Source organism: Pseudomonas sp. CBC3, assembly GCF_037967085.1.
In the GTDB taxonomy this organism is placed as follows: domain Bacteria; phylum Pseudomonadota; class Gammaproteobacteria; order Pseudomonadales; family Pseudomonadaceae; genus Stutzerimonas.
Genome location: NZ_JBANEO010000001.1, coordinates 907539 through 930567 on the forward strand (window position 1 = coordinate 907539; position 23029 = coordinate 930567).

A 23029-nucleotide genomic window follows, 5' to 3' on the forward strand; every position below is an offset into this window, starting at 1 on the left:
GCCGGGTTGCGGTGCATGAGAGCGCTCGGCGATGCAATGTCGAAGGCTTCTGTCCAAGGTTCGCCTGAAGCCTCTACAACGCCTCTTTCGCGCATTCGCTCTGGCGCTGACGCTTCAGTCGAACCTGCGCCACTCACGGGACGGCATCATTCGCAGGGTGCGTTCCACGCACCATGCGGAGTTCGGGCCGGGCATGACGTTGCGCTTGAGCCTGTTGCCTGGTTTCAGCAGCGCTTGGTGCGCGGAGCGCACCCTACCGGACTGGCGCCCAGAAGAACCTGGGCAATCTTCGGGGCGGCATCATTCGTAGGGTGCGTTCCACGCACCAACCGGCGTTCGGGCCGGGCACGACGTTGCGCTTGAGCACGCTTTCTGGGTTCAGCCGTTCTTGGTGCGCGGAGCGCACTCCACGGGTCGCGGCGCCTTGTTCATCCGCGCTCTTTTCAGCCGCGCGTTATCCGGCAAAGCGGTCGGTCATCGGCTGGCGGTCGTCTCGTTGGAACTTGGCCGCAACTCTCCCGTCCTTATCACAGGACGCATGATTTACCCCGGCACCGGCGCAGCGTGCTCTTGCAGTAGCACCGCCCGGTTCGCCGAACCCAACCCTGGAGATCCATGCAGCGACCGCGCTCATACGGCCAGCCGCAGTCTCCGTGCGCGTCGAAAGAATTCTCACGCGAGGTGGAAACATGATTCTGGTAACGGGAGGAGCTGGCTACATCGGGTCCCATGCAGTGCTGGAGCTGCTCCTGGCGGGCCATGAGGTGCTGGTGCTGGACAATCTATGCAATAGCTCCAAGGTGGCGCTGGACCGGGTCGAGGCGTTGTCCGGTCGCAAGGTGCAATTCGTCAAAGGCGACGTGCGCAACCGGTCGCTGCTCAACGCGCTGTTCGCCTCCTATCCTGTGACCGCCGTGCTGCATTTCGCCGGCCTCAAGGCGGTGGGCGAAAGCGTGCGCGAACCCCTGCGCTATTACGAGACCAACGTCAGCGGCAGCATCGCGTTGTGCCAGGCGATGGCCGAAGCTGGCATCTTCAGGCTGGTATTCAGTTCGTCGGCGACCGTCTACGGCGACTCGCCGCGGATGCCGATCACCGAGAAATGCCCGACCGGCATACCGACCAACCCCTATGGCCAGTCCAAGCTGATGGCCGAAAACGTGCTCAAGGGGCTGGCCGAGTCCGACCCACGCTGGTCGATCGCCCTGTTGCGCTACTTCAATCCCATCGGCGCGCACGAATCCGGCCTGATCGGCGAAGACCCCAACGGCATTCCCAACAATCTGCTGCCCTACATGCTTCAGGTGGCGGTCGGTCGGCGCAAGCAGCTGAGCATCTACGGCGCCGACTACCCGACCCCGGACGGCACCGGCGTGCGCGACTATATCCACGTCGTCGACCTCGCCAAGGGTCATCTCAAGGCACTGGAGCGGCTGGATCTGGTTCGCGGCGTATCGGTCTGGAATCTCGGTACCGGCCGTGGCTACTCGGTGCGCCAGATGGTCACCGCATTCGAGGAAGTCATTGGTCGCCCATTGCCCCATGTCTTCAAGGCACGCCGCCCTGGCGATATTGCCCAATGCTGGTCCGCCCCAAGCAAAGCCCGCGAAGACCTTGGCTGGCAGGCGGAAAAGGATCTGCTGACGATGCTCACAGATGCCTGGCGCTGGCAGAGCCGTAATCCGCAGGGTTATGCGACGGAAGTCCCAGCCGAAAAGGTCGCAGCGACCGCCGAAACCGCATTGGCGAGTTAGACCCGTAGGGTGGGCTTCAGCCCACCAGTACACGACGACCCTACGACGGTGGGCCAAAGCCCACCCTACCTGCTACCCCGGCCAGCGGGTTCGACCAAATTTCGCTGGGCTGAAGCGGAACGCCGCCCAGCCACCCGACGGCATTACAGTGCGTATTCAGCTTTGTAGGGAGGGCTTCAGCCCACCGCAGCCTGCTACCTAGTCCTGCCAAGGCTACTTTCCACTGATTCGGTGCCGGCCTGCTCGTTGCGCAGCCATTCGGCCAACCGCTCCGCCCGCCGATTCACCCGCCGCGCCGGCACCCACAGCGCCAGCTTGGCGCGGGTCTCCACGAACCCCCAAGGCGCCAGCAAGCGCCCCTGGCGTACGTCGTCGGCAACCAATTGTTGCGGAGCGATGGCCACACCCAAGCCGGCCAGCGCCGCTTCCAATAGAAAGTAGAGGTGTTCGAAGCCCTGTCCCATCTTCAGACGGGCCGGGTCGATACCGTTGCCCTGCGCCCAGGCCGGCCACGCCTGCGGCCGGGATGTGGGGTATAGCACTGCTTCGTCGAGTAGTACCGAGACCGGCGCCTGACGCAGCTTGGCGCAATTCGGATGATGCGGACTGAGCACCGGGCCGATGCATTCGGCAGCCAGCTCGAACACCTGCATGTCCGCCGGCCACGGCGGCTCGGCGTACCACAGAGTGGCATCCAGACCAGGCTTGCGCGGGTCCAGCTCACCTTCACTGGCGGATAACTGCAGATGCAGATCCGGCAGCTCACGGTTAAGCCGATCGAGTCGGGGAATGAACCAGCGCGCCAGCAGGCTGCCGGGACAGCCGAGCACGAAAGGTGCATCGACCGTTTGCTGGCGCAATTCGGCGCAGGTGCTGCGCAGCCGCTCGAACGCCTCGCCCGCCGAGTCGCGCAGCCGCAGCCCTGCATCGGTGAGTTTTACGCCGCGGCCTTCCTTGCTGAACAGCGCGACGCCCAGGTCATCTTCGAGCAGCCGAATCTGTCGGCTGACGGCACCGTGGGTCACACTGAGCTCCGCTGCCGCTTGGCTTACGCTCTGCAGGCGAGCAGCAGCTTCGAAGGCACGCAGCGCGTTAAGAGGAGGAAGGTCTTGGCTCATCGGTGAGATTTCCTGACAGGTTGCGGCGATCTTATCGCTTTTTATCCGCGTCAGACTCGGTTAATTTCCAGCCCATCGCGCAATTGCTGGAATCGATTGCCGCCACCCATTCCCGCAGGAGATGACCATGACCTCATTCCGCAGCGGCCCTGATGCCAAGGGCCTGTTCGGCCACTTCGGCGGTCAGTACGTCGCCGAAACTCTGATGCCGCTCATTCATGAGTTGGCCGCCGAATATGAAAAAGCCAAGCAGGATCCAGAGTTCGCCAAAGAGCTGGCCTACTTCCAGCGCGACTACGTCGGCCGCCCTTCCCCGCTGTATTTCGCCGAGCGCCTGACCGAGGCCTGTGGCGGCGCGAAGATCTACTTGAAGCGTGAGGAGCTCAATCACACCGGCGCGCACAAGATCAACAACTGCATCGGCCAGATCCTGCTGGCCCGGCGCATGGGCAAGCAGCGCATCATCGCCGAGACCGGCGCCGGCATGCACGGCGTGGCCACTGCCACCGTGGCCGCGCGCTTCGGCATGCAGTGCGTGATCTACATGGGCACCACCGACATCGAGCGCCAGCAGGCCAACGTCTTCCGCATGAAGCTGCTCGGCGCCGAAGTGATCCCGGTCACCGCCGGCACCGGCACGCTGAAAGATGCCATGAACGAAGCCCTGCGCGACTGGGTGACCAACGTCCACAACACCTTCTACCTGATCGGCACCGTCGCCGGCCCGCACCCCTACCCGGCCATGGTCCGCGACTTCCAGGCGGTGATCGGCAAGGAAACCCGCGATCAACTGCAAGCTCAGGAAGGTCGCCTGCCCGACTCGCTGGTTGCCTGTATCGGCGGCGGCTCCAACGCCATGGGCCTGTTCCACCCATTCCTCGATGACCAGAGCGTAGAGATCATCGGCGTGGAAGCGGCCGGCCATGGCATTGAATCCGGCAAGCATGCCGCCAGCCTCAACGGCGGTGTGCCCGGCGTACTGCACGGCAACCGCACCTTTCTCTTGCAGGACGACGACGGCCAGATCATCGACGCCCACTCGATTTCTGCCGGCCTCGACTACCCCGGCATCGGCCCCGAGCACGCCTGGCTGCATGACATCGGCCGCGTCGAGTACACCTCGATCACCGATCAGGAGGCGCTGGATGCCTTCCACAAGTGCTGCCGTCTGGAAGGCATTATCCCCGCGCTGGAGTCCTCCCACGCGCTGGCCGAAGTCTTCAAGCGTGCGCCGAACCTGCCCAAGGATCATCTGATGGTGGTCAACCTGTCCGGTCGTGGTGACAAGGACATGCAGACCGTCATGCACCACTTTGCTGAACAGGAAGAACACATATGAGTCGCTTGCAGACGCGCTTCGCCCAGCTGCAGCAGGAAAACCGCGCCGCGCTGGTGACCTTCATCACCGCCGGCGACCCGGACTACGCCACCTCGCTGGCCATCCTCAAGGGCCTGCCGGAGGCCGGTGCCGAAGTGATCGAACTGGGCATGCCCTTCACCGATCCGATGGCCGATGGTCCGGCGATCCAGCTGGCCAATATCCGCGCCCTGGCTGCCAAGCAGGACCTGGCGAAAACCTTGCAGATGGTCCGCGAGTTCCGCAAAGGCAATCAGGAGACACCGCTGGTGCTGATGGGCTACTTCAACCCCATCCACAAGATGGGCGTCGAGCGCTTCATCGCCGAGGCAGTGGAAGCCGGTGTGGATGGACTGATCGTCGTCGACCTGCCGCCGGAACATAACGAAGACCTCTGCGACCCGGCCCAGGCCGCCGGCATCGACTTCATCCGCCTGACCACCCCGACCACCGACGACGCACGTCTGCCGGTGGTATTGAACAACAGCTCGGGCTTCGTCTACTACGTCTCGGTGGCCGGTGTGACCGGTGCCGGTTCCGCGACGCTGGAACATGTCGAAGAGGCCGTTGCGCGCCTCAAGCGCCACACCGATCTGCCCGTCGCCATCGGCTTCGGTATTCGCACGCCGGAACAGGCCGCAGCGATTGCTCGCCTGGCTGATGGCGTAGTCGTCGGCTCCGCGCTGATCGACCAGATCGCCAAGGCCGAAAGCGGCCAGCAAGCGGTCGAGGGTGTGTTGGGATTGTGTCGGGAGCTGAGTGAAGGCGTTCGAAAAGCACGCGCCTGAGCAGCTCTTGTAGGCACATTGGTGGGCTAAAGCCCACCCTACATTCCGGAACTGTCCGCGAGCTGAGAACCGTAGGGTGGGCTTCAGCCCACCTTGTCCGATAAGGTTCTGTCCGCATAATCCATGAAGGCAAGGAGGCCTCCATGTCCAACTACCGCCGCAGCCAGGTGCCAGGCGGCACGTGGTTTTTCACCGTGACCCTGGCAGACCGCCAGTCGCGACTATTGGTCGACGAAATCGAATTGCTTCGCCACGCCTATGGCCTGACCCAGCGAACCCGCCCTTTCCAAACCGTCGCTGTTTGCGTCCTGCCCGATCACCTGCACGCCATCTGGACGCTTCCTGAGGGCGACGCCGACTATGCCGGCCGCTGGAGCCTGCTTAAAAGCACCTTCTCGCGACAGTTCCCGGCAATACCGCAGAGCCACAGCCAGATGCGCAAACGAGAGAAAGGCATCTGGCAACGCCGGTATTGGGAACACCAGATCCGGGACGCGTCGGACCTGCAGCGACACGTCGATTACATCCACTACAACCCGGTCAAGCACGGTCTGGTAGAGCGCGTCGCCGATTGGCCCTATTCGAGCTTCAATCGGTACGTGGCAGAAGGGCTATTGCCAAGCGATTGGGCAGGCAGCGCCGGGGCGGACGGCCTATTCGGTGAATAGGCCGGCAAGGAACCTGGTGGGCTGAAGCCCACCCTACACATGGCATGGCACTACTCCCACGTAGGGTGGGCTTTAGCCCACCGTGAACGTCGCGGAGTTATGAACAACGCCAACCGTCGACCGTCGACCGTCGACCGTCGATGACCAATATCGACCAGCTCAATTTCGACCACGCTGGCTGAACGCGTAGGATGCTACGCACATCCCCGGTCAAACCCCTTCGAGGAGATCGCCATGCCTGATACCACCTACGTACCGCCAAAAGTCTGGACGCACGACGCACCCTCGGGCGGCACCTTCGCCAGCATCAATGCGCCGACCGCCGGCGCGCGGGAGGAACGGGCGCTGCCGGTCGGCAAGCATCCGCTGCAACTCTACTCGCTTGCCACGCCCAACGGCGTGAAGGTCACCATCATGCTCGAAGAACTGCTCGCGCTCGGCCACACCGGCGCCGAGTACGACGCCTGGCTAATCAAGATTGGTGACGGCGACCAGTTCGGCAGCGGCTTCGTCGAGATCAATCCAAACTCCAAGATTCCGGCACTGGCCGACCACAGCGTCGGGGGCGAACCGCTGCGTGTGTTCGAGTCCGGTTCGATCCTCGTCTATCTCGCGGAAAAATTCGGCGCTTTCCTGCCGACCGAACCAGTAGCGCGTACCGAAACCATGAACTGGCTGTTCTGGCAGATGGGTTCGGCGCCCTTCCTCGGTGGCGGTTTCGGGCATTTCTATGCCTACGCGCCGGAAAAGTACGAATACCCGATCAACCGCTACGCGATGGAGGTCAAGCGCCAACTCGACGTGCTGGATCGCCAACTGGCCGAAAACCGCTACATCGCGGGCGACGAATACACCATCGCCGACATGGCCATCTGGCCCTGGTACGGCGTACTGGTGCGCGGCGAGCTGTATAAGGCGGCCGAATTCCTTTCGGTGCAGGATTACAAGCACGTGCAGCGCTGGGCCGCCGAAGTGGCCGAACGCCCTGCCGTAATCCGCGGCCGTAAGGTCAATCGCACCTGGGGCGAAGAGTCGGAACAGGCGCCCGAGCGGCACAGCGCGTCAGATCTGGACTGAGCCGTCGGAGAACTCGGATCCCACATCCTAGGGGTGGACAACGGCGAAGCCTTTTCCACCCTCTCCCACGCAACGTCATAGCATCGGCCGATGCGACACCCAGCCCACAATACCGCCGCCACCCGTTTAACCCCGGCGTCGCCGATAGCCAGCGCTTAGAACAACCCTCGCAGACCCGGCCCCGCACTAACCAACCACCCGAAACCTCCGCGGCGCTTGTGCGATACCGGCCAGCCTCCCAACGGCCGATGCTTCATTTCTGAACCATGCATCCTGAACTATGCATTTCTGAACTATGGCCCTGCTGCCAGACCCAATGTTCACGGACGTTGCTCTTGATAGCTGCCGAAGCGGCCAACGTTCTGGCTGCTCGCACCTGAGCCTGTCGTCAGGCCCTTATAAGCGCAGCGCTCCGCATACCCAGTTGTTCAACACAACGCGAGGTGAATCATGAAACACACATTGGTAGCAGCGTTCGCAACGCCAACCGACGCCAGCCGCACCTACGGCGACCTGATGTCGAGGGGCATTGCTCGGGAGCAGATCCATACCGTAGGCGCCGAGAGCGCGGAAATCCATGGCTACGACACGCCCTATTCCACTGCAGGCAGCACCGTGGACCGCACGCATCACGAATCCAAGGTCGCGCATTTCTTCAAGTCGCTGTTCGGCCATGAGCCGCATGAAGACCATCGCCGCCACGCCACGGCGTATCCGGAGGCGGTGCGCCGAGGCGCCACGGTGCTCGCTGTAGATATATACGACGATGATCAACTCGTCAGGGCGCGTGATGCGCTGGAGTACAACGGCGCCATTAGCATCGATGACAACGGTGCCGGCTCCGCCTCAACGCCGGGCTATGCCGGGCCGACCAGCCCCTACGCCGGCGCGACGGGCGGCGACAGCCATCTCGACAAGCATTTCGTTGGGACCGCCCATACCACCGGCGATGCGGGTCGTTCAGGAAGCACGCATCTCGATGCGGGCGCCCTGGGCGGCAGCGCAGCAGGCACAGGCCACACTGTCGATGCTCACACAAGCTCCGGCGATACTGGCCGCTACGATGTAGGCACCGCCGCCAAACGCGCCGGGACAGGCTATCCGGAAACCACCGCCACCTCCTCCCCGACCGGTGGCGGCCTGGCCGGTGACAGTGTTGCCGCCCGCGACGCGACGCAGGGCATGGATCCCACCCAGGCGGGAACATGCAGCGACCGGATATGCGTGATCAAGCGGCAAAGCTGAGTGCTGGCTTTTGATTAACCAAGGGCCGCGCGATGCGGTCCTTTTTTGTCGATCTAGGGCTGTAGCCGCTCGAAACGTTGTGTGGCTGTCTCACATCATTGTCAAAACGATGCAGCCGAAGTTTTCAATGGGTACAGCTCACCGTCCAGGCTCGGAATAGGTTGAGCCTGATACACCGCTCAGCTGGCAAACCAACCCGTAGGAGCACAACGGCAAGCCTTCAGCCCTGGCCCGAGGGTCACCGCTCGCCCAATGCCCGCCGTAACCCAGCGCTCCCGATCGACAACGCCACACAATCTTCAGCCAGCCCCAGCGCGGCATTCATCAGCGAATTGCTCTGGTAAGGCTTGCGCAGGTTGAGCCCGATCTCTGACGCGACCAGCGCTGCCGTCGCGCCGATCAGCGCCGGTAGCCAAATCGGCTCCCGCCGAGCGCCGGCCAACGCCGCCGCGGTCACGCCGCCCGATAACGCACGAAACATCATCGAAGGCAGAATCGTCCGATCCGGCGCGAAAGGCATCTTATCGCCGAGCAATTCGGCAGCGGCCATGGGCATCAGAAATTGCTGGGCGCGGTGTGAGGCAAGCGTCCGCGCCGGCTCGTCTGCTTCATCGATGTCGTCATGAGCTGCCAGCGCTCGGCTGGCCATCGTCGGCGCCAGTGTGCTGCGCATGCCTGTCACCAAGCCGAGTGCCAAAGCACCCCAAAACAGATTGCTGGATATCGTCATCGTCAAATCTCCCAATGGTTGCTAATACCGACCGGACGCCCGCTGTGAGCGTTCGGCGCCAGGCACGGCCAGCGACGGATGACATGCCCCGCTATGACAAAGGCCAGCCCTCTCCTTCGCAAGGCCATGGCCTCGCGCAACCGACTGCCGCTCCGGTTGCCGATAAGCCGCACGTCGCCTCTCGCGAAAACGCCAACAAGCAGTCATCAACCTGCCACCTGCGCTTCCTAATTTCGGTCGCACCCCACCGCACCGAGGAACTCGCAATGCGTACGCGCATACTGGATTGGCTGTTCGCGGCAAGCCTGGTCGGCCTCGCCGGCCCGACTCTGGCTCAACCTCAAATACAGCCCGAGCACGGCTCCATCGAGCAGGATTACCGTGAAGATCGCTCGGAAGGCCTCAAGGCCCGGCAGCAGGCCAGCGAGCGACGCAGCTGGCGTGCACCGGACTGGCGGGTTGAGCCGGTGGTGTCCATCAACCTGCTCAGCATCAACGACTTCCACGGCCAGCTGTCGCCGCGCAGCGTGGCCGGGCGGACGGCAGGCGGTGCAGCCGTCCTGGCCGCCTACCTCAAGGCAGCCAGCAACGAGAACACCCTAATCGTGCACGACGGCGATCAGGTCGGTGCTTCCCCGCCCAACTCCGCCTTGCTGCGTGATGAGCCGTCGATCAGCTTCTTCAACCTGCTGGCCAACCCTCATTGCCGCCCCTTCAGCCGCCAGATGAACATGCCGCGCAGCGTGCAGCCCTTCGCTCAGCAGCGCTGCAATCTGCTCGGCACCCTCGGTAATCACGAATTCGATAACGGAAAAGCGGAACTACTGCGCCAGCTCACCGGCGGCAACCATCGCAACGGGCCGTTCCTTGAAGCCTCCTGGGAAGGCGCGCGCTTTCCCATGGTGTCGAGCAACGTGATCGATGAAAGCGCCGGCGCATCCCTGCTGCCGCCCTACTCCGTCTACTTCAGCGATGGCGTGCGCATCGGCGTGATTGGCGCCGTGTTGAAGGAAACCCCGTCGATCGTCTCGCCGAGCGGCGTGGCCGGCCTGCGCTTCATCGACGAGGCGGATGCCATCAACCAGTCCGTGGCCGAGTTGCGCCGGCATGGCGTGCGAGCCATCGTCGTCGCGCTGCACCAGGGCGGCCAGCAGACCAGCTACGACGGCCCGACCAACCCCGATGCCGACACGGTCACCGGCCCGGTGGTCGACATCATCGAGCGCCTGGATGACGAAGTGGACGTGGTCATCTCTGGGCATTCCCACGGCTTCACCAACGCCCTGGTGCCCAACGCCAGCGGCAAACCGATCCTCGTGACCCAGGCGTTCTCGGCCGGCACCGCCTACGCCGATATCGAACTGGTGGTCAGCCGCCGCAGCCGCGACATTGTCGAGAAGTCCGCCGCTGTAATCACCACCTGGGCCGACCAAGGCGCCGGCCTGTCGCCGGACCCCGAGGTCGCCGCGCTGGTGGCAGAGGCCGATGCCCGCGTCGAACCGCTGGTGGCTCGCCTGGTAGGCGTGGCTCAAGGCGACATAACCCGCACCGAAACGCCCGCGGGCGAATCGGCGCTGGGCAACCTGATCGCCGATGCCCAGCGCGTCGCCACCGATGCCCAGATCAGCTTCATGAACCCGGGCGGCATCCGCGCTGACCTGGCGGGAGGTGAAGTTTCCTGGGGCGATCTGTTCGCCATCCAGCCCTTTGCCAACGATCTGGTCTCCATGGACCTGACCGGCGCGCAGATCAAGACGCTGCTGGAACAGCAATGGATCGGCCAGAGCTACGCGCGCATCCTCAAACCATCCGGCATCCAGTACAGCTGGGCCGCCAGCCGCCCCGAAGGCAGCCGCGTGATCGAAATGCGCGACGCTACCGGCACGCCCATCAACCCCGCCGCGACCTACCGCGTCACGGTCAACTCCTTCCTAGCCGGCGGCGGCGACAACTTCACCGTGCTCACCGAAGGCACCAACCGCGTCGTCGGCCCGGTGGATCTGGATGCGCTGGTGGATTACATCGAAGGATTGCCGCAGCCGTTTGGTGGGCGTGTTGCGGGGAGGATTGAGCGAGTGGATTGATGGCGAAGAAGATGGGACGAGGCCATCCTTCTCCATGCATCAGGCACGCCGCGCAAGGGTGGGCTTCAGCCCACCGCCTACCAAAGGAGCCAGACCGGCAGGTCAAGGTCACATCGAACGGCGACCTTCATCTAGCAAACCGGGGCGCTTCTTTGGTGGGCTGAAGCCCACCCTACGGGCGTTCCGACGCGGGGTTAACGATTGCCGAGCAGACCGGAACCCTGTACCGAACCGAAAGCAAAGCTCATGAACTCCTGGACGCTCATTTCGCGCCCATTGAAGGTCACCTGGTCGTCGGCGTAGTGCAGGGAGCTGACCAGACGGTCGCCTTCCAGGCGGGACCAGCCCGCGTTGAGCGCCATGCCGCTGAACAGATCAGTAGTGGCGTCGGTTTCCTGCTTCAGCGCAACAGGGTCGACCTGACCACCCTGCTGCTGGCGCTGCGCGATCAGGCTGACCACATCACGCACCAGACCCTTGTCGATGCCGGCTTCAGCTTTGAGCGAGGCGAGCATGCTGGTGATCATCGCGTCGGGCGTAAAGGCGTCTTCGCTCGGGCCGCGCAGGTCGAGCACGACGGACAGGCGGGCGGTGCCATGAGCGGTCTCGAAGCCGAATTCATCAAGCGCCAACGTGGGCTTGTGCTGGAGCAGCTGCACGGCCTGAGCCTGCAATTTCTGCTGCTGGGCATCGGTCATATTGGCGATCGCGTCCTGCTGGTCGGAGCCGCTTTCTAACAGTTCCTTGTAGCTGTCGAGCAGGGCTTTGAGGCTGCCTTCATCGAGATTGCGCAGGCTGAAGGCAAGCGCGAGGTTGCTGAAGGTCTGACCTTGCGCTTCCACCTGGCCGACGCGGTAGGCGAGCGTCTGGTCGAGGCCACCGCTACCCTGGCTCAGCGCTTCCTCGACGGACGCGTTCTGAATAACAACGGCGGGTTCGTCGCCAGTCTGAATTTCCATACGCTTGAGGGTGACGGCGGACGGCCCCAGGGCCAAACCGTTGGCGTCCTCCTGCTTGTCGGCGCTAAGGCTGAAGCCGCGCAGGCTCATGCGCACCGGCTTGCCGGTGACGCTGTGTTGCAGGTTGATGTCGACTTCTGGCAGTTCGCCGTCCATACGCACGGCGGTGGCGTCCTTCGCCGCTTCAAAGTTGATCGTGCCGGACGAGACGCGAACCGTGCCCTCTTCATCTTGAACGTTGAATGCGGCCGAGCGCAGATCGCCGTATTGGCGGCCGTAGCCAATGGTGACGTCGCCCACCAGCGGAATTTCACCGGAAGCGGCATCGAACAGCTTCTCGGTCAGAGGCGTCCGCTCGAGCTCGAAGTGACTCTGGGCGGCGACCGGCATCAACTGGCCGCGGGCCAGGCGGGAGACGGGGAATGGGCCGTGCTCGAGGCGGTCCTGCAGCAGCACCGAGTACTGCCGGGTGCCGCCTTCGTCATCAGGGATCTCGACGTCGATCTGGTAGCGGGCGGCGCTGGACAGCAGGCCGCGGTCGAAGCTGAGCAGCTTCAGGCTGACGTCAGCTCCGCCGCCGGCACTCATCTCGTGCAGCTTGACGTTGGCCTGGTCGACGGCATCGCGGGCGGTCGATTCGACCTGCGTGCTGGTATAGAAGGTGGCAGCCCCGAAGAGGGCCAAGGGTACGGCAACGGCGAGCGCGAGCTTTTTCATGGAAGCATCCTGTGCGGCGGCTGGGCAGACGTCCTGTCAGCCGATGGTTGATGAGCGGCGGCACTCTATCAGCGAGCCTGCGCCTGCTCCAGCGCGCCATGCAACGGGATGGGAAGGAGTGAGAACGTGACGACAAACCATGGCGCCTTCACCACTGATAAAGCCCATAGGCGAGCACACCAAGACCGAACCCCATTTGCGCCAGCAACAGCGCCCGAATGGCAAAGGTGTAGCTGATGATCCAGCTTTGCCCCAGCGCATCGTGAGCAAACAGCCGGTGGCTTGCGGGAAACTCGGTCTCCATCTCTTTGAGCGCCGTGATGGTCAGTTGCAACAGCTGGCGGCTCCGCGCATCAACCAGCCAGAACACCATCGCCAGCAAGACGGTGAAGGCGCCCAACAACACCAGCAGCCCCGGCGAGAAGCCACGCTCCAACGCGGCCAACACCCCGCCATCGGCAAAGATCGCCAGCACCACGAAGAAGTTGAACCCGCGCAGGCGCTGCTCGGCATTGAGCTTGAAATGCGCCCAAACAAACTCTCGACTATCCACGCGCTTCCCCTTCACCGAGATGAGCCGTCATCGATCATTCATATGAGAGCCTCGCTGGTGACGATAAATCCCATCGACGGCGGTTTGATAGCGCAGCAAGGGCCGCCGGCCGCCGGACGAAATCATGCGCTCACCAATACCGTGATATGCCCGGCCCACCCTACGTGCTGGAAAAGCCTGAACGCCACTCACATGAGAATGTGGTCAGTGCGATAAATCCCATCGAAGCCATTCAGATAGCGGAGCGAAGCCAGCCGCCTGTCCTGGAATAGATGAGTGTCAAAAGCCCGCCCGAGCAGCTGGAGCTTGCAGCTGCGGCGCCGAGTCATACGGCTCGTAGGGTGGGCTTCAGCCCACCGTGACAGGGTGACTTCCATCGGTGGACTAGCCCGGCCAACCTACAATCGTCAGTTCATCGCCCCAGCAGAACGCGAAGATGGGCAACGGCCTGCTGCGCGGCTGGTCCAATCCCCAACTATCCAGTCAATCCACACCAACAAACCCACCCGTCTGGTGCTGCCACAGGCGCGCATAGAGGCCGCCGCGCTCGATCAGTTCAGCGTGGGTGCCGGTCTCGATCACCTGGCCGTTATCGATCACTACCAGACGATCCATACGGGCGATGGTCGACAGTCGGTGAGCGATGGCGATAACCGTCTTGCCATCCATGAGGGTATCCAGGCTCTCCTGAATCGCCGACTCGACTTCCGAATCCAGCGCCGAGGTGGCTTCATCGAGCACCAGAATTGGCGCGTCCTTGAGTAGCACTCGGGCGATGGCGATGCGCTGGCGCTGGCCACCGGACAGTTTGACCCCCCGCTCCCCAACCATCGCCTCGAAGCCAAGGCCGCCCTGGCCGTCGTCCAGCGTGGCGATGAATTCGTCCGCGCGGGCTTTGCGCGCCGCCGCCCAGAGCTGTTCATCGCTGGCGTCGGGCTTGCCGTAGCGCAGGTTGTCGCGGATCGAGCGGTGCAGCAGCGAAGTGTCCTGCGTGACCATGCCAATGTTGGCGCGCAGGCTTTCCTGATTAATGTCGGCGATGTCCTGGCTGTCGATCAGGATGCGCCCGCTTTCCAGGTCGTAAAGGCGCAGCAGCAGGTTGACTAGGGTCGACTTGCCGGCGCCTGACGGTCCAACCACGCCGATTTTCTCGCCGGGGCGTATGTCGATGCTGAGGCCGCTGATCACGCCGCCCTTCTTGCCGTAATGGAAATGCACGTCATCGAAGCGCACACCGCCCTGCTCCACCTGCAGCGGCTTGGCGTCTTCACGATCGAGCACCCGGCGCGGCTGGACGATGGTCTGCATGCCGTCCTGCACGGTGCCGACGTTCTCGAAGATGCCGTTGACCACCCACATGATCCATTCGGCCATGTTGTTGATGCGGATCACCAGGCCCAACGCCAGGGCGATCGCACCGGTGCTGATCAGCGCCTCGCTCCACAGCCACAACGCCAGCGCGCCGGTGCCGACGATCAACAGGCCGTTGATGCAGGTGATGAGGAAGTCCAGGCTGGTGATGGTGCGCGACTGCAGGCGGAATTTGTCGAGCAACTCCTGCATGGCATCACGGGCGTAGCTTTCTTCCTCGCGAGAATGAGCGAACAGCTTGAGCGTGGCGACGTTGCTGTAGCCGTCGACCACCCGACCCATGACCTTGGAGCGCGCAGCCGACGCGGCTGCCGAGCGCGCCTTGATGCGCGGCACGAAGTACCAGAGGGCGGCGCTGTAACCGATGATCCACAGCGACAACGGCACGATCAGGCGCAGATCGGCGGCGGCAAACAGGTACAGCGCGCTGCCTGCATACACCACCACATGCCATAGCGCATCGATCACCTGCATGGCTGAATCGCGTAGCGACGGGCCGGTCTGCATCACGCGCTGGGCGATGCGCCCGGCAAAATCGTTCTGGAAGAAGTTCAGGCTCTGCTTGAGCACATAACGGTGGTTCTGCCAGCGGACCAGATTGGTCAGCCCCGGGTTGATCGCCTGATGGGTGAGCAAGTTATGCAGGCCGAACACCAAGGGCCGAATGATCAGCGCCACCAGCGCCATCCACAGCAACTCGTTGCGGTGTTCGGCGAAGAAGGTCCTCGCGTCGCTTGTCGCCTGGGCCATATCGATCAACTGGCCGAGAAAGCTGAACAGCGCCACCTCGATCAACGCCGCAAAGAAGCCGATCACCAGCACGGCGATCATCAACGGCCAGACCTGCTTCAGGTAGTGCGCGTAGAAACGCAGCATGCCGGCGGGCGGCGCTACGTCAGGGCTAGGCTTGAAGACATCGATCAGGTTTTCGAAACGGCGGAACAACATGGGGCAGAGTCTGCTTTGGAGAGTGGGTGGGATTGGCGCTTGGCTTCGTTGGACGCTACCAACTCAGCGGCGTTTCCGCATCACACGCTGAGCCTGCTCCCGCCTGTCGATTAGGCTGCGTTTAGCGCCGCGTCTTTATTAAACGCCCGCCCTCGCCTGTCGTCATTCACACAAACCCTTACGAATGATGAAGAAAATAAGTCTGTCCCCGTTTCCCCAAAGTGGGCTTCGGCTTGGAGGAACTGTTAGACCCCGGACGCTCCACGGATGAGCGCCAATGAGATATCCGACGCAACCGACCTGACCAAGTCAAATGTCATGTCGATACCCTTTGCTGCAAATGTCTTCTTGGTCTTGTTCCAAACGGTGTCAGACCGGATGGAATCAAGAAACTCATGCCCCGGCCAAGTGAGCCGTCTTGCAAAGAAGTGTGTAGGCCCGCGACCAAGTGTTCGAGACATCTGCCCCTCAACAATCCCGGCCTCTATCAGCAGTTCTACGTGATACGAATACTCATACCTGCCATCCTCGGGAAAGTCCGAAAGATCGAGCATGGAATCGGTATCCGGAAGGTCCTCAAGTCGCGTGAGGATTTCGCGGATTGTGTCCCAGTTGCGCTTCATATCTACTCCGGGGCTAACGTTTGGTTAAGGGACCGGTTTTAGCCGGCCCCGAGTGAGCGAAGCGAACGACTTGAACCATTTGTTAGGCTCGGGCTGCACCGACGGGCTAACGCTTAGTGACTTTGCTAGTTAAATATTCCTCTTCCATTTCAGGAAGTTTCTGGATTACGTCTGATAGTAGATCAGCAATTGCATATGCTTTTTTGTGAAACTCGGCTAGTTCGGTCACTGTAAAAGAAACAAAGCTTTTTCTATGCTTGTTTCCCTCGGGAATGCCACCAGAGGAATTTATGCCAAAAATCTCTTGGTCATTGCTCCGTGACCAGCAGAAATGAGCGAATTTATTTCTGGTTGATCTAAGTGGTGTGATCTGATTGTTTATTGCTTGGATTTGTTTGATCTGCGCTTCATTTACCAGCTTATAACCATACCGATATCTATGTATTTCGCACGCTTCTCTGATGGCCTCTTGACGCCTTGCTCCGGACATATGATCAGTGTAGGTGCGTGCCAAGAAAACCGGGGTAACCAATAGACGAGAAAGCAATTCTCCAAGTAGAAATTCAATATTCGACCACTCAACTGTGAGCTTGCCGATAGCTCGGAGGTGCTCGTCGGTGAGCTCTGCATACTGCGATGAGTGGTTTAATGGCATCCTATCTCCTGGGCCTAACGATTAAGCTAAGGGGCGGGCTTGAGCCCGTCCCAGCGAACAAAGTGAGCGATTGAGCGCATTGTTAAAGCTTTGTTTGGCCTTGGCTAAAGCTTGGCATGCTCACGGCATAAGCCTTGAATGGCTTCAAATACGGAGCATCGGTGAGAATTGTATGAGCCCTCAAGATGCCTCCGTAAACCATCCGGAAATGCAAAGCCTTTACCTCCATATATAGTTTGTGCGCTACCTCCGCAAAGAGGGCAGTAGGCGCGGTCTGTAAAGCTGGCGTACTCATCCATTTCTTTGGCCGGCTTAGATTGTGCTAAGAGAAGAATTTTTTCAATTGCACCTCTTTCCCATTGCCGTACATCATCATGAGCCTTACATGAGACGTAGCCTTTCACGGCCTCTTGCACTGCTTCAGGCATTAACTCAAGGATCGTAGTTCTGGCCATATAAAGGTCGCTCCGCAATTTGCGGCACTCATCTTCTAACGAGGCTGATCGAGATTTCATGATTTCCCCATAAAGCTCTAACTACAATTAGACACCAGTTGATGTATAAGTAGCCGGACGGGCGTGGTGTATAACATTCTCTCTGTCACCGAGCTTACGGCTCTATTGCTAGAGATGCAGAGGCATCGGCGACCGCCAAGAACTTTATATGCCATGTTGTTCGTCTGTTTGAGTCCAGCAGTTCTGCGGTTCTGCGGTTTTATCGGGTCGCGATAAGACGGAACATTGCTCCAGCAACGGTAATCGTCGTCCAGCAGCTTTTCCAGTCGCTCGGCGAAGCGGCGCTCACTGAGGGTATCGAACTGGCACTGCGACCGAACGGGGAAAAAGCGGACCATCTGTACCTGTCCTTGGTGCGGGCGTAGTGCCCGTTGTACAGGCCGCTGGACTTAAGCCGGGGCGGGAAGTGTAATTAGATGCGCAATTCTGATGCATTCGGTCACGTTACCGGCGGTACCGAACCGGGTAAAGCATCCGATAGGCTTAATCACCACTTTATGGGGTTACCGGATTACGGCTTCGCTTAGCGAATGGCGAGGGCGGGGAACGCTGGGAAGGCGGGGCGCAAACCTTAACCTGCCTGAACCCCCAACATTTCCCGTACCTTGGCGGCGAGGGCATCGATGGCGAAGGGCTTGGTAATCACCGCCATGTCTTGGCCAAGAAAGTCGCTGGCGGTGGCGCTTTCGGCGTAGCCGGTGGCGAACAGCACTTTCAGGCCGGGGCGGTGTTGGCGGGCGATTTCTGCCAGCTGGCGGCCGTTCATGCCGGGCAGGCCGACATCGCTTACCAGCAGGTCAATGCGCTGGGCGCTTTCGATGATGGGCAGGGCTTCTGAGGCGTCGCCGGCTTCGAGGGTTTGGTAGCCCAGGTCATCGAGCACTTCGATTACGAGAGAGCGGACGACGGGTTCGTCCTCGACGACCAGGATGGTTTCGCCCATGCCTTGGGTGGCTAACACCGGCTCTGCCGGCGCGGGTGCTGTCTCGCCCTTGTAGATGGGAAGGTACAGGTAGACGCTCGTTCCGCTACCGGGCTTGGATTTGATGTGGACATAGCCTTTGGCTTGCTTGATGTAGCCGTACACCATGGACAGCCCGAGCCCGGTGCCCTGACCGATAGGTTTGGTGGTGTAGAAGGGCTCGAATGCCCGGTGTTTGACTTCCGGCGTCATGCCCGTACCGGTGTCGGTTACGGTCAAGAGGATGTAGTCGCCCTCGGCCAAGACTCGCTTTTGCGGATCAGGCTTTTTACCCATGTGAAAGCTGCTTGTCGTGAGGGTGATCTTGCCCCCGTGAGGCATGGCGTCCCGCGCGTTGATGACCAGGTTGAGCAGGGCGCTTTCAAGCTGGTTGATATCCATGCAAGCGGGCCGCAAATCGGGGGCCAGCGCCGTGACGACGGTGATGTTTTCGCCCGTGGTGCGATGCAGCAGGTCTTCGAGCGAGGCCACCATCTGGTTGACGTCAATCGGCTTGAGATCCAGTGCCTGCCGACGGGAAAAGGCCAGAAGCCGTTGCGTCAAAGCCGCAGCACGCTGGGCGGAGCTGGCCGCTGCGTTGATGTAGCGGTCGAGATCCAGCGGCTCGCCGCGGCGGTGGCGTCGCTGCATGAGGTCGAGGCTGCCGACGATGCCGGTGAGCAAGTTGTTGAAGTCATGAGCGATGCCGCCGGTAAGCTGCCCGACGGCCTCCATCTTCTGTGCCTGGTGCAGCGCCTCTTCGGTTCTGCCGCGCTCGGCCACTTCGGCGGCTACTCGCGCTTCCAAGTTCTCGTTGAGCCGCCGCAAACGGTGCTCGCTTATGCGCAGGGCCTCTTCGGCATGCCGGCGTGCACTGATATCAGTACAGGCCCCGGCCACATGCGTGGGATCGCCCACCGCATTGCGGAACACCTTGGCTTTGCACGCCAGCCATTGCTCGGGGCCTGAGCGCGCCAAACGATACTCCTCCGAGAAGTCCTGACGGTCGGCGTAATGCTCCATTGCCTGGCCTATCCGCTGCCGGTCGTCGGGGTGAACGTGCTGCAGAAAGGCCTCGACGGTATCGAGTTTCTGGCCCAGCGGGAGATTGAAAATCTGCTCCATGGCGCTATCGAAGTGAAGGATGCCGTCCGGCAGGTACCAATTGAAGGTGCCGGTCCCAGAGGCCAGCAGCGCGGCGCGAAAGCGCTCGTCGAGATAGTCCATCCGCTGCCTGGACTCTTCTCGGCTGAGGAGCCGTTCAGTCACGTCCTCGGTCTTGTGGACGATGCAGTACATTTTTCCCTTTTTGTCGAAGACCGGAAGGTTGATCGGGCTCCAGTAACGCACCTCGTAGCCTTGGCCTTCGGCCGCGGGGCTGGGAATGTCGTATTTGATGATCGCCATGCGGTCGGGCATCCCGGTTTCCAGGACGCGATCCAGCGAGGCGCGTAATGCACAGCTGCCGAACTCATCCGCCTCATCCGGATTCTTGCCGAACACGTCGAATATCGAACGGCCGACGCAATCTTCGCGGCGCTTGTTGATGGTACGCAGATGAGCGTCGCTGACCGCCAGGATGGTGAATTCCGGGTTGGCGGACAGGACCAAATGAAGCACGGGCAGGGCTTCGAATATCGCCTTGAAATCCAGTTCTTGCTTCATCAGCTTCAGCATCGACCCCGCTGAGGGCACCCTCTACTGAGACAGACGCTGTATTCGGAGGTGCGGTGCGATAAGCCGCACCTCCGCGTGGAACGGCCCGGTTTACGGGCCGAAACGGGCTGGAAGCGGCTGATTGAAGCGGCCGCGCCGACTGTCGGCTGCGGTACGCAACCGCAGCCGGACGACGGCCGGCACAGGCGAAGCTAACGGACGGACCGTCACGAACCGGGACGCAGAGGTTATGGCTCGACCTTCAGCATGATCTTGCCGATGTGCTTGCTGCTTTCCATCAGCCGATGCGCTTCGGCGGCTTCTTCGAGGGGGAAGGTGGCGTGGATGACAGGGTGGCATAGGCCCTGGTCCAGCAGCGGCCAGACCTTCTCGTGCAAAGCCTTGGCGATATCCGCCTTCTCAGCGCGGCTGCGTGGGCGCAGAGTCGAGCCGGTGAAGGTAAGGCGCTTGCGCATGATCGCCGAGGTGTCCAGTTCCATACGGCTACCCTTGAGAAAAGCGATCTGCACCAACCGGCCTTCCACAGCGAGCGATTTCAAGTTACGCGGTGTGTAGTCGCCGCCCACCATGTCGAGAATCACGTCGACACCCTTGCCATCGGTGGCTTGCGCCACGGCTTCGACAAAGTCTTCCTCGTGGTAGTTGATGACCCGATCCGCTCCGGCGCGCTGGCAAGCCTCGGCCTTTTCGCTGTTGCCGACGGTGGTGAATACGGTGGCACCGAATTGCTTGGCTAGCTGGATCGCAGTCAGGCCGATGCCGCTGGAGCCGCCATGTACCAGAAAGGTTTCGCCGGGCTGCAGACGGCCACGCTCGAACACATTGCTCCACACGGTGAAGTAGGTTTCCGGCAGCGCCGCCGCCTCAATCAGGGAAAGCCCGGCGGGCACGGGCAAGCAGTGTTCGGCCGGCGCTACGCAATATTCGGCGTAGCCACCGCCCGGCGTCAGCGCGCAGACTTTATCGCCCAGTTTCCAGCCGCTCACCTCGGCGCCGAGGGAGACGATTTCACCGGAGATTTCCAGACCGAGCAGGGGCGAGGCGTCCGGCGGAGGCGGGTAGCTGCCGGAGCGCTGAAATACGTCCGGTCGATTGATGCCGGCGTAGGCCACCCGAATCAGCACATCGTGCGGACCCGGCTCGGGGATCGATCCTTCGACCAACCGAAGGCAATCCGCATCGCCGCCCGGACGATGATCTACATGACGCATGGTTTGCACAGACATCAGTTCGTGTTCCTCCAAAAGCAAAGCAGCCGCGCTTTACGGGCGGCTCGTCGTAACACGGTAGTGCGTGCCGACCGCAGCGCCAACCCCTCGCGAGGCGAGGTATGGGGTTTGTGTTCGCTGAGGCAGCCATCGGCCCGAGCGGGTCGACGGCTGCCTTTACCGGCCGATGCTGGCGTTCGACGCGGAAAACCTCACTCCTTCGACGGCTTTGGCATCGGAATCGCGACGCTGCTTTCTACGCTGCCAGCCGTGGCATCACCTTCTTTGTAAAAGGGCTCCATCTCATCGCGCGCCTGCTTCCAGTGCTCGCCTTCCTGGCCTTCAGGTCGGCCTTTGGCTTCCCAGATTTCGTATGCCCTGTCACGAATACGTTGTTCGTCGTCGTTCATGTTGGTCACCTCTTTTTATACGGATTAAGCCGGAACGTCGTTCGCTAGCAGCGCTTGGCTGCGTAGGACGTGACCCAGCTTTTCAGCAGAGGCAGGTAGAGTGGGGATGGTTCCGGTATTCCTTTCGCAGCCGACGAATCGACTGTTCGGTTGCGGGCTATTCGGCTTAGCGCGGTTGCGGTTGGCGAAAGCAAAGGGTGCGAGACCCTCTTCCGCCTCGATGGGTATATTCCACCCTTGGCACTCGGATGGCCTCACCGATGAACAGAATCAGCACTGACCGCGACTGGCTTGCGCGAGCGACCCCGTCGACGAAGATGGAGCGCATCGAAGCCTACTTTCGTGGGCACGGCTATACGCCCCATCGGCACGATACCTACGCCATCGGACGCACGCTTTCGGGTGTACAGAGCTTCCACTACCGGCAATCGAAACGGCATAGCCTGCCGGGCGGCACGATAGTGCTGCACCCAGACGAGATCCATGATGGCGAGGCGGGCACCCAGGCCGGCTTCCATTACCGAATGCTCTACATCGAACCGTCCTTGATTCAAGAAGTGCTGGGCGGCGAGCCGTTGCCTTTCATACTAGGCGGGCTGTCGCAGGATGCTCGGCTGTTTTCGGTAACCAGTCGTTTGCTGTACAGCATGGAAAGCGCACTCGATCCGCTGGAGGAAGATGATGCGATTTACGATCTGGCGCAGGCGCTGAGGTTCGCCGCTGGCAAGCGTTGTGGCCGTAAGGCGGTCGATTACGCAGCGGCGGAACGGGCACGCACGTTCATTCATGACGCCCTTGGCCAAGCCATTACGCTGGATGATCTGGTACTGGCGAGCGGTCGCGACCGCTGGAGCCTGTCGCGAGATTTCCGCGCGCTGTACGGCACCAGCCCGTATCGCTACATCACCCAACGGCGCCTGGCAGAGGTGCGCAACCGGCTGGTGGCGGGCCGGTCGCTAACCGATGCGGCGCTGGAGAGCGGTTTTTTCGATCAAAGCCACATGACCCGTTTGTACACGCAAACCTACGGCATATCGCCTGCACGCTGGCTGAAAATGCTCAGGAGCCGGTAGCCGTTACAGGCGGGACTTGCACGATCATGCAAGACGGACGTCGGGCGCGACGCTAGCGTGGTGGCATTCACCGCAACCGAGAGCGAGCCAAGCCATGGATTCCCAAGAGACGACGCGCACTAGCTATACCGCCATCAACTTCGTCTAGAAATATGCGCTGTTCCATGAACAGTGGGCGCCGAAGGTCGTGGCCGAGATGAACGACTACCAGTTCAAGATCGTCCGGCTCGAGGGCGAGTTCGTCTGGCATACCCATGCCGATACCGATGAAACCTTCATCGTGCTGGAGGGCGAATTGGTCATTCATTTTCGTGACGGCGAAGTAACCGTGGGTGCCGGCGAGATGTATGTGGTGAAGAAAGGGATCGAGCACAAACCCAGCGCGGCGCGGGAGACGAAGCTACTGCTGATTGAGCCCAGGGGCGTTTTGAATACCGGCGATGAAACCAACGAGCGGACCGCTGTGAATGATGTTTGGATTTGATTGAAGCGACCAGCAAAGCGAAGAGAACGGATAGATAAATCCGTCCCCTTTCCC

At 61.5% G+C, this 23029-nt stretch carries 19 protein-coding genes; 9 read left to right on the forward strand and 10 right to left on the reverse strand.

Annotation, left to right across the window (positions count from 1 at the left end):
- The first annotated feature begins 689 nt into the window (after positions 1–689).
- On the forward strand, positions 690–1754 hold the full coding sequence (galE, locus tag V6943_RS04125) for a UDP-glucose 4-epimerase GalE (protein ID WP_340552682.1): 1065 nt from the start codon (positions 690–692) through the stop codon (positions 1752–1754).
- Between the two features lie 194 nt (positions 1755–1948).
- Here the strand turns inward: galE and V6943_RS04130 are convergent, their stop codons facing one another.
- Positions 1949–2872: a LysR family transcriptional regulator gene (locus V6943_RS04130; protein ID WP_340552683.1), complete on the reverse strand. Its 924-nt coding sequence runs from the start codon at positions 2870–2872 to the stop codon at positions 1949–1951.
- Positions 2873–2999: 127 nt separating this feature from the next.
- Here V6943_RS04130 and trpB point away from each other — a divergent pair, with 127 nt between their 5' ends.
- The 5 genes from trpB to V6943_RS04155 all read left to right on the forward strand — a co-directional run bounded on the left by trpB (position 3000) and on the right by V6943_RS04155 (position 8007).
- Positions 3000–4211, forward strand: a complete 1212-nt coding sequence (gene trpB, locus V6943_RS04135) for a tryptophan synthase subunit beta (protein WP_340552684.1) — start codon at positions 3000–3002, stop codon at positions 4209–4211.
- Positions 4208–5017: a tryptophan synthase subunit alpha gene (trpA, locus tag V6943_RS04140; protein ID WP_340552685.1), complete on the forward strand. Its 810-nt coding sequence runs from the start codon at positions 4208–4210 to the stop codon at positions 5015–5017. Before trpB ends, trpA begins: the two co-directional genes overlap by 4 nt.
- 143 nt (positions 5018–5160) lie before the next feature.
- Positions 5161–5685: an REP-associated tyrosine transposase gene (locus V6943_RS04145; RefSeq protein ID WP_340552686.1), complete on the forward strand. Its 525-nt coding sequence runs from the start codon at positions 5161–5163 to the stop codon at positions 5683–5685.
- Positions 5686–5919: 234 nt separating this feature from the next.
- Complete coding sequence (gene yghU / locus V6943_RS04150; RefSeq protein ID WP_340552687.1) at positions 5920–6762, forward strand: glutathione-dependent disulfide-bond oxidoreductase; 843 nt, start codon at positions 5920–5922, stop codon at positions 6760–6762.
- Positions 6763–7212: 450 nt separating this feature from the next.
- Positions 7213–8007: a hypothetical protein gene (locus V6943_RS04155; RefSeq protein WP_340552688.1), complete on the forward strand. Its 795-nt coding sequence runs from the start codon at positions 7213–7215 to the stop codon at positions 8005–8007.
- Positions 8008–8245: 238 nt separating this feature from the next.
- On the opposite strand, the gene V6943_RS04160 is transcribed toward V6943_RS04155, so the two are convergent.
- On the reverse strand, positions 8246–8737 hold the full coding sequence (locus tag V6943_RS04160; RefSeq protein WP_340552689.1) for a DUF4126 domain-containing protein: 492 nt from the start codon (positions 8735–8737) through the stop codon (positions 8246–8248).
- Between the two features lie 266 nt (positions 8738–9003).
- Between V6943_RS04160 and V6943_RS04165 the strand changes: the two genes are divergently transcribed.
- Positions 9004–10821 (forward strand): bifunctional metallophosphatase/5'-nucleotidase, encoded by a 1818-nt coding sequence (locus tag V6943_RS04165; RefSeq protein ID WP_340552690.1) that lies wholly within the window; start codon positions 9004–9006, stop codon positions 10819–10821.
- 194 nt (positions 10822–11015) lie between these two features.
- Here V6943_RS04165 and V6943_RS04170 read toward each other — a convergent pair whose 3' ends face one another.
- The 8 genes from V6943_RS04170 to V6943_RS04205 all read right to left on the reverse strand — a co-directional run bounded on the left by V6943_RS04170 (position 11016) and on the right by V6943_RS04205 (position 21418).
- The gene (locus tag V6943_RS04170) at positions 11016–12497 is read right to left on the reverse strand and encodes a YdgA family protein (RefSeq protein ID WP_340552691.1); all 1482 of its coding nucleotides are present in this window, start codon (positions 12495–12497) and stop codon (positions 11016–11018) included.
- Positions 12498–12645: 148 nt separating this feature from the next.
- A complete protein-coding gene (locus V6943_RS04175) occupies positions 12646–13050 on the reverse strand; it encodes a hypothetical protein (RefSeq protein WP_131649199.1) in 405 nt (134 codons plus the stop codon).
- A gap of 483 nt (positions 13051–13533) precedes the next feature.
- On the reverse strand, positions 13534–15369 hold the full coding sequence (locus V6943_RS04180; protein WP_340552692.1) for an ABC transporter ATP-binding protein: 1836 nt from the start codon (positions 15367–15369) through the stop codon (positions 13534–13536).
- Between the two features lie 245 nt (positions 15370–15614).
- Positions 15615–15992, reverse strand: coding sequence for a DUF2513 domain-containing protein (locus tag V6943_RS04185; protein ID WP_181099207.1), 378 nt, complete (start codon positions 15990–15992; stop codon positions 15615–15617).
- 106 nt (positions 15993–16098) lie between these two features.
- Positions 16099–16647, reverse strand: a complete 549-nt coding sequence (locus V6943_RS04190; protein ID WP_340552693.1) for a hypothetical protein — start codon at positions 16645–16647, stop codon at positions 16099–16101.
- Between the two features lie 1086 nt (positions 16648–17733).
- Positions 17734–19788: a hybrid sensor histidine kinase/response regulator gene (locus V6943_RS04195; RefSeq protein WP_340552694.1), complete on the reverse strand. Its 2055-nt coding sequence runs from the start codon at positions 19786–19788 to the stop codon at positions 17734–17736.
- A 239-nt stretch (positions 19789–20027) separates the two neighbouring features.
- On the reverse strand, positions 20028–21026 hold the full coding sequence (locus tag V6943_RS04200) for an NAD(P)H-quinone oxidoreductase (protein WP_340552695.1): 999 nt from the start codon (positions 21024–21026) through the stop codon (positions 20028–20030).
- 194 nt (positions 21027–21220) lie between these two features.
- A complete protein-coding gene (locus V6943_RS04205) occupies positions 21221–21418 on the reverse strand; it encodes a DUF2934 domain-containing protein (RefSeq protein WP_131649191.1) in 198 nt (65 codons plus the stop codon).
- 260 nt (positions 21419–21678) lie between these two features.
- Between V6943_RS04205 and V6943_RS04210 the strand changes: the two genes are divergently transcribed.
- Complete coding sequence (locus V6943_RS04210; RefSeq protein WP_340552696.1) at positions 21679–22491, forward strand: AraC family transcriptional regulator; 813 nt, start codon at positions 21679–21681, stop codon at positions 22489–22491.
- Positions 22492–22648: 157 nt separating this feature from the next.
- Positions 22649–22975 carry a cupin domain-containing protein gene (locus tag V6943_RS04215; protein ID WP_340553026.1) on the forward strand — a complete coding sequence of 109 codons (327 nt, stop codon included), beginning with the start codon at positions 22649–22651 and terminating at the stop codon, positions 22973–22975.
- Positions 22976–23029 lie beyond the last annotated feature (54 nt).

What these genes read in the sequence shown, in the direction of transcription:
- V6943_RS04165 (WP_340552690.1), top strand. Translation starts at nt 9,004, where the DNA reads ATGCGTACGCGCATACTGGATTGGCTGTTCGCGGCAAGCCTGGTCGGC.
- V6943_RS04130 (WP_340552683.1), bottom strand. Translation starts at nt 2,872, where the DNA reads ATGAGCCAAGACCTTCCTCCTCTTAACGCGCTGCGTGCCTTCGAAGCT.
- V6943_RS04195 (WP_340552694.1), bottom strand. Translation starts at nt 19,788, where the DNA reads ATGAAGCAAGAACTGGATTTCAAGGCGATATTCGAAGCCCTGCCCGTG.
- V6943_RS04210 (WP_340552696.1), top strand. Translation starts at nt 21,679, where the DNA reads ATGAACAGAATCAGCACTGACCGCGACTGGCTTGCGCGAGCGACCCCG.
- yghU (WP_340552687.1), top strand. Translation starts at nt 5,920, where the DNA reads ATGCCTGATACCACCTACGTACCGCCAAAAGTCTGGACGCACGACGCA.
- V6943_RS04190 (WP_340552693.1), bottom strand. Translation starts at nt 16,647, where the DNA reads ATGCCATTAAACCACTCATCGCAGTATGCAGAGCTCACCGACGAGCAC.
- V6943_RS04145 (WP_340552686.1), top strand. Translation starts at nt 5,161, where the DNA reads ATGTCCAACTACCGCCGCAGCCAGGTGCCAGGCGGCACGTGGTTTTTC.
- V6943_RS04200 (WP_340552695.1), bottom strand. Translation starts at nt 21,026, where the DNA reads ATGTCTGTGCAAACCATGCGTCATGTAGATCATCGTCCGGGCGGCGAT.
- V6943_RS04155 (WP_340552688.1), top strand. Translation starts at nt 7,213, where the DNA reads ATGAAACACACATTGGTAGCAGCGTTCGCAACGCCAACCGACGCCAGC.
- V6943_RS04180 (WP_340552692.1), bottom strand. Translation starts at nt 15,369, where the DNA reads ATGTTGTTCCGCCGTTTCGAAAACCTGATCGATGTCTTCAAGCCTAGC.
- V6943_RS04160 (WP_340552689.1), bottom strand. Translation starts at nt 8,737, where the DNA reads ATGACGATATCCAGCAATCTGTTTTGGGGTGCTTTGGCACTCGGCTTG.
- galE (WP_340552682.1), top strand. Translation starts at nt 690, where the DNA reads ATGATTCTGGTAACGGGAGGAGCTGGCTACATCGGGTCCCATGCAGTG.
- V6943_RS04205 (WP_131649191.1), bottom strand. Translation starts at nt 21,418, where the DNA reads ATGAACGACGACGAACAACGTATTCGTGACAGGGCATACGAAATCTGG.
- trpB (WP_340552684.1), top strand. Translation starts at nt 3,000, where the DNA reads ATGACCTCATTCCGCAGCGGCCCTGATGCCAAGGGCCTGTTCGGCCAC.
- V6943_RS04185 (WP_181099207.1), bottom strand. Translation starts at nt 15,992, where the DNA reads ATGAAGCGCAACTGGGACACAATCCGCGAAATCCTCACGCGACTTGAG.
- trpA (WP_340552685.1), top strand. Translation starts at nt 4,208, where the DNA reads ATGAGTCGCTTGCAGACGCGCTTCGCCCAGCTGCAGCAGGAAAACCGC.
- V6943_RS04170 (WP_340552691.1), bottom strand. Translation starts at nt 12,497, where the DNA reads ATGAAAAAGCTCGCGCTCGCCGTTGCCGTACCCTTGGCCCTCTTCGGG.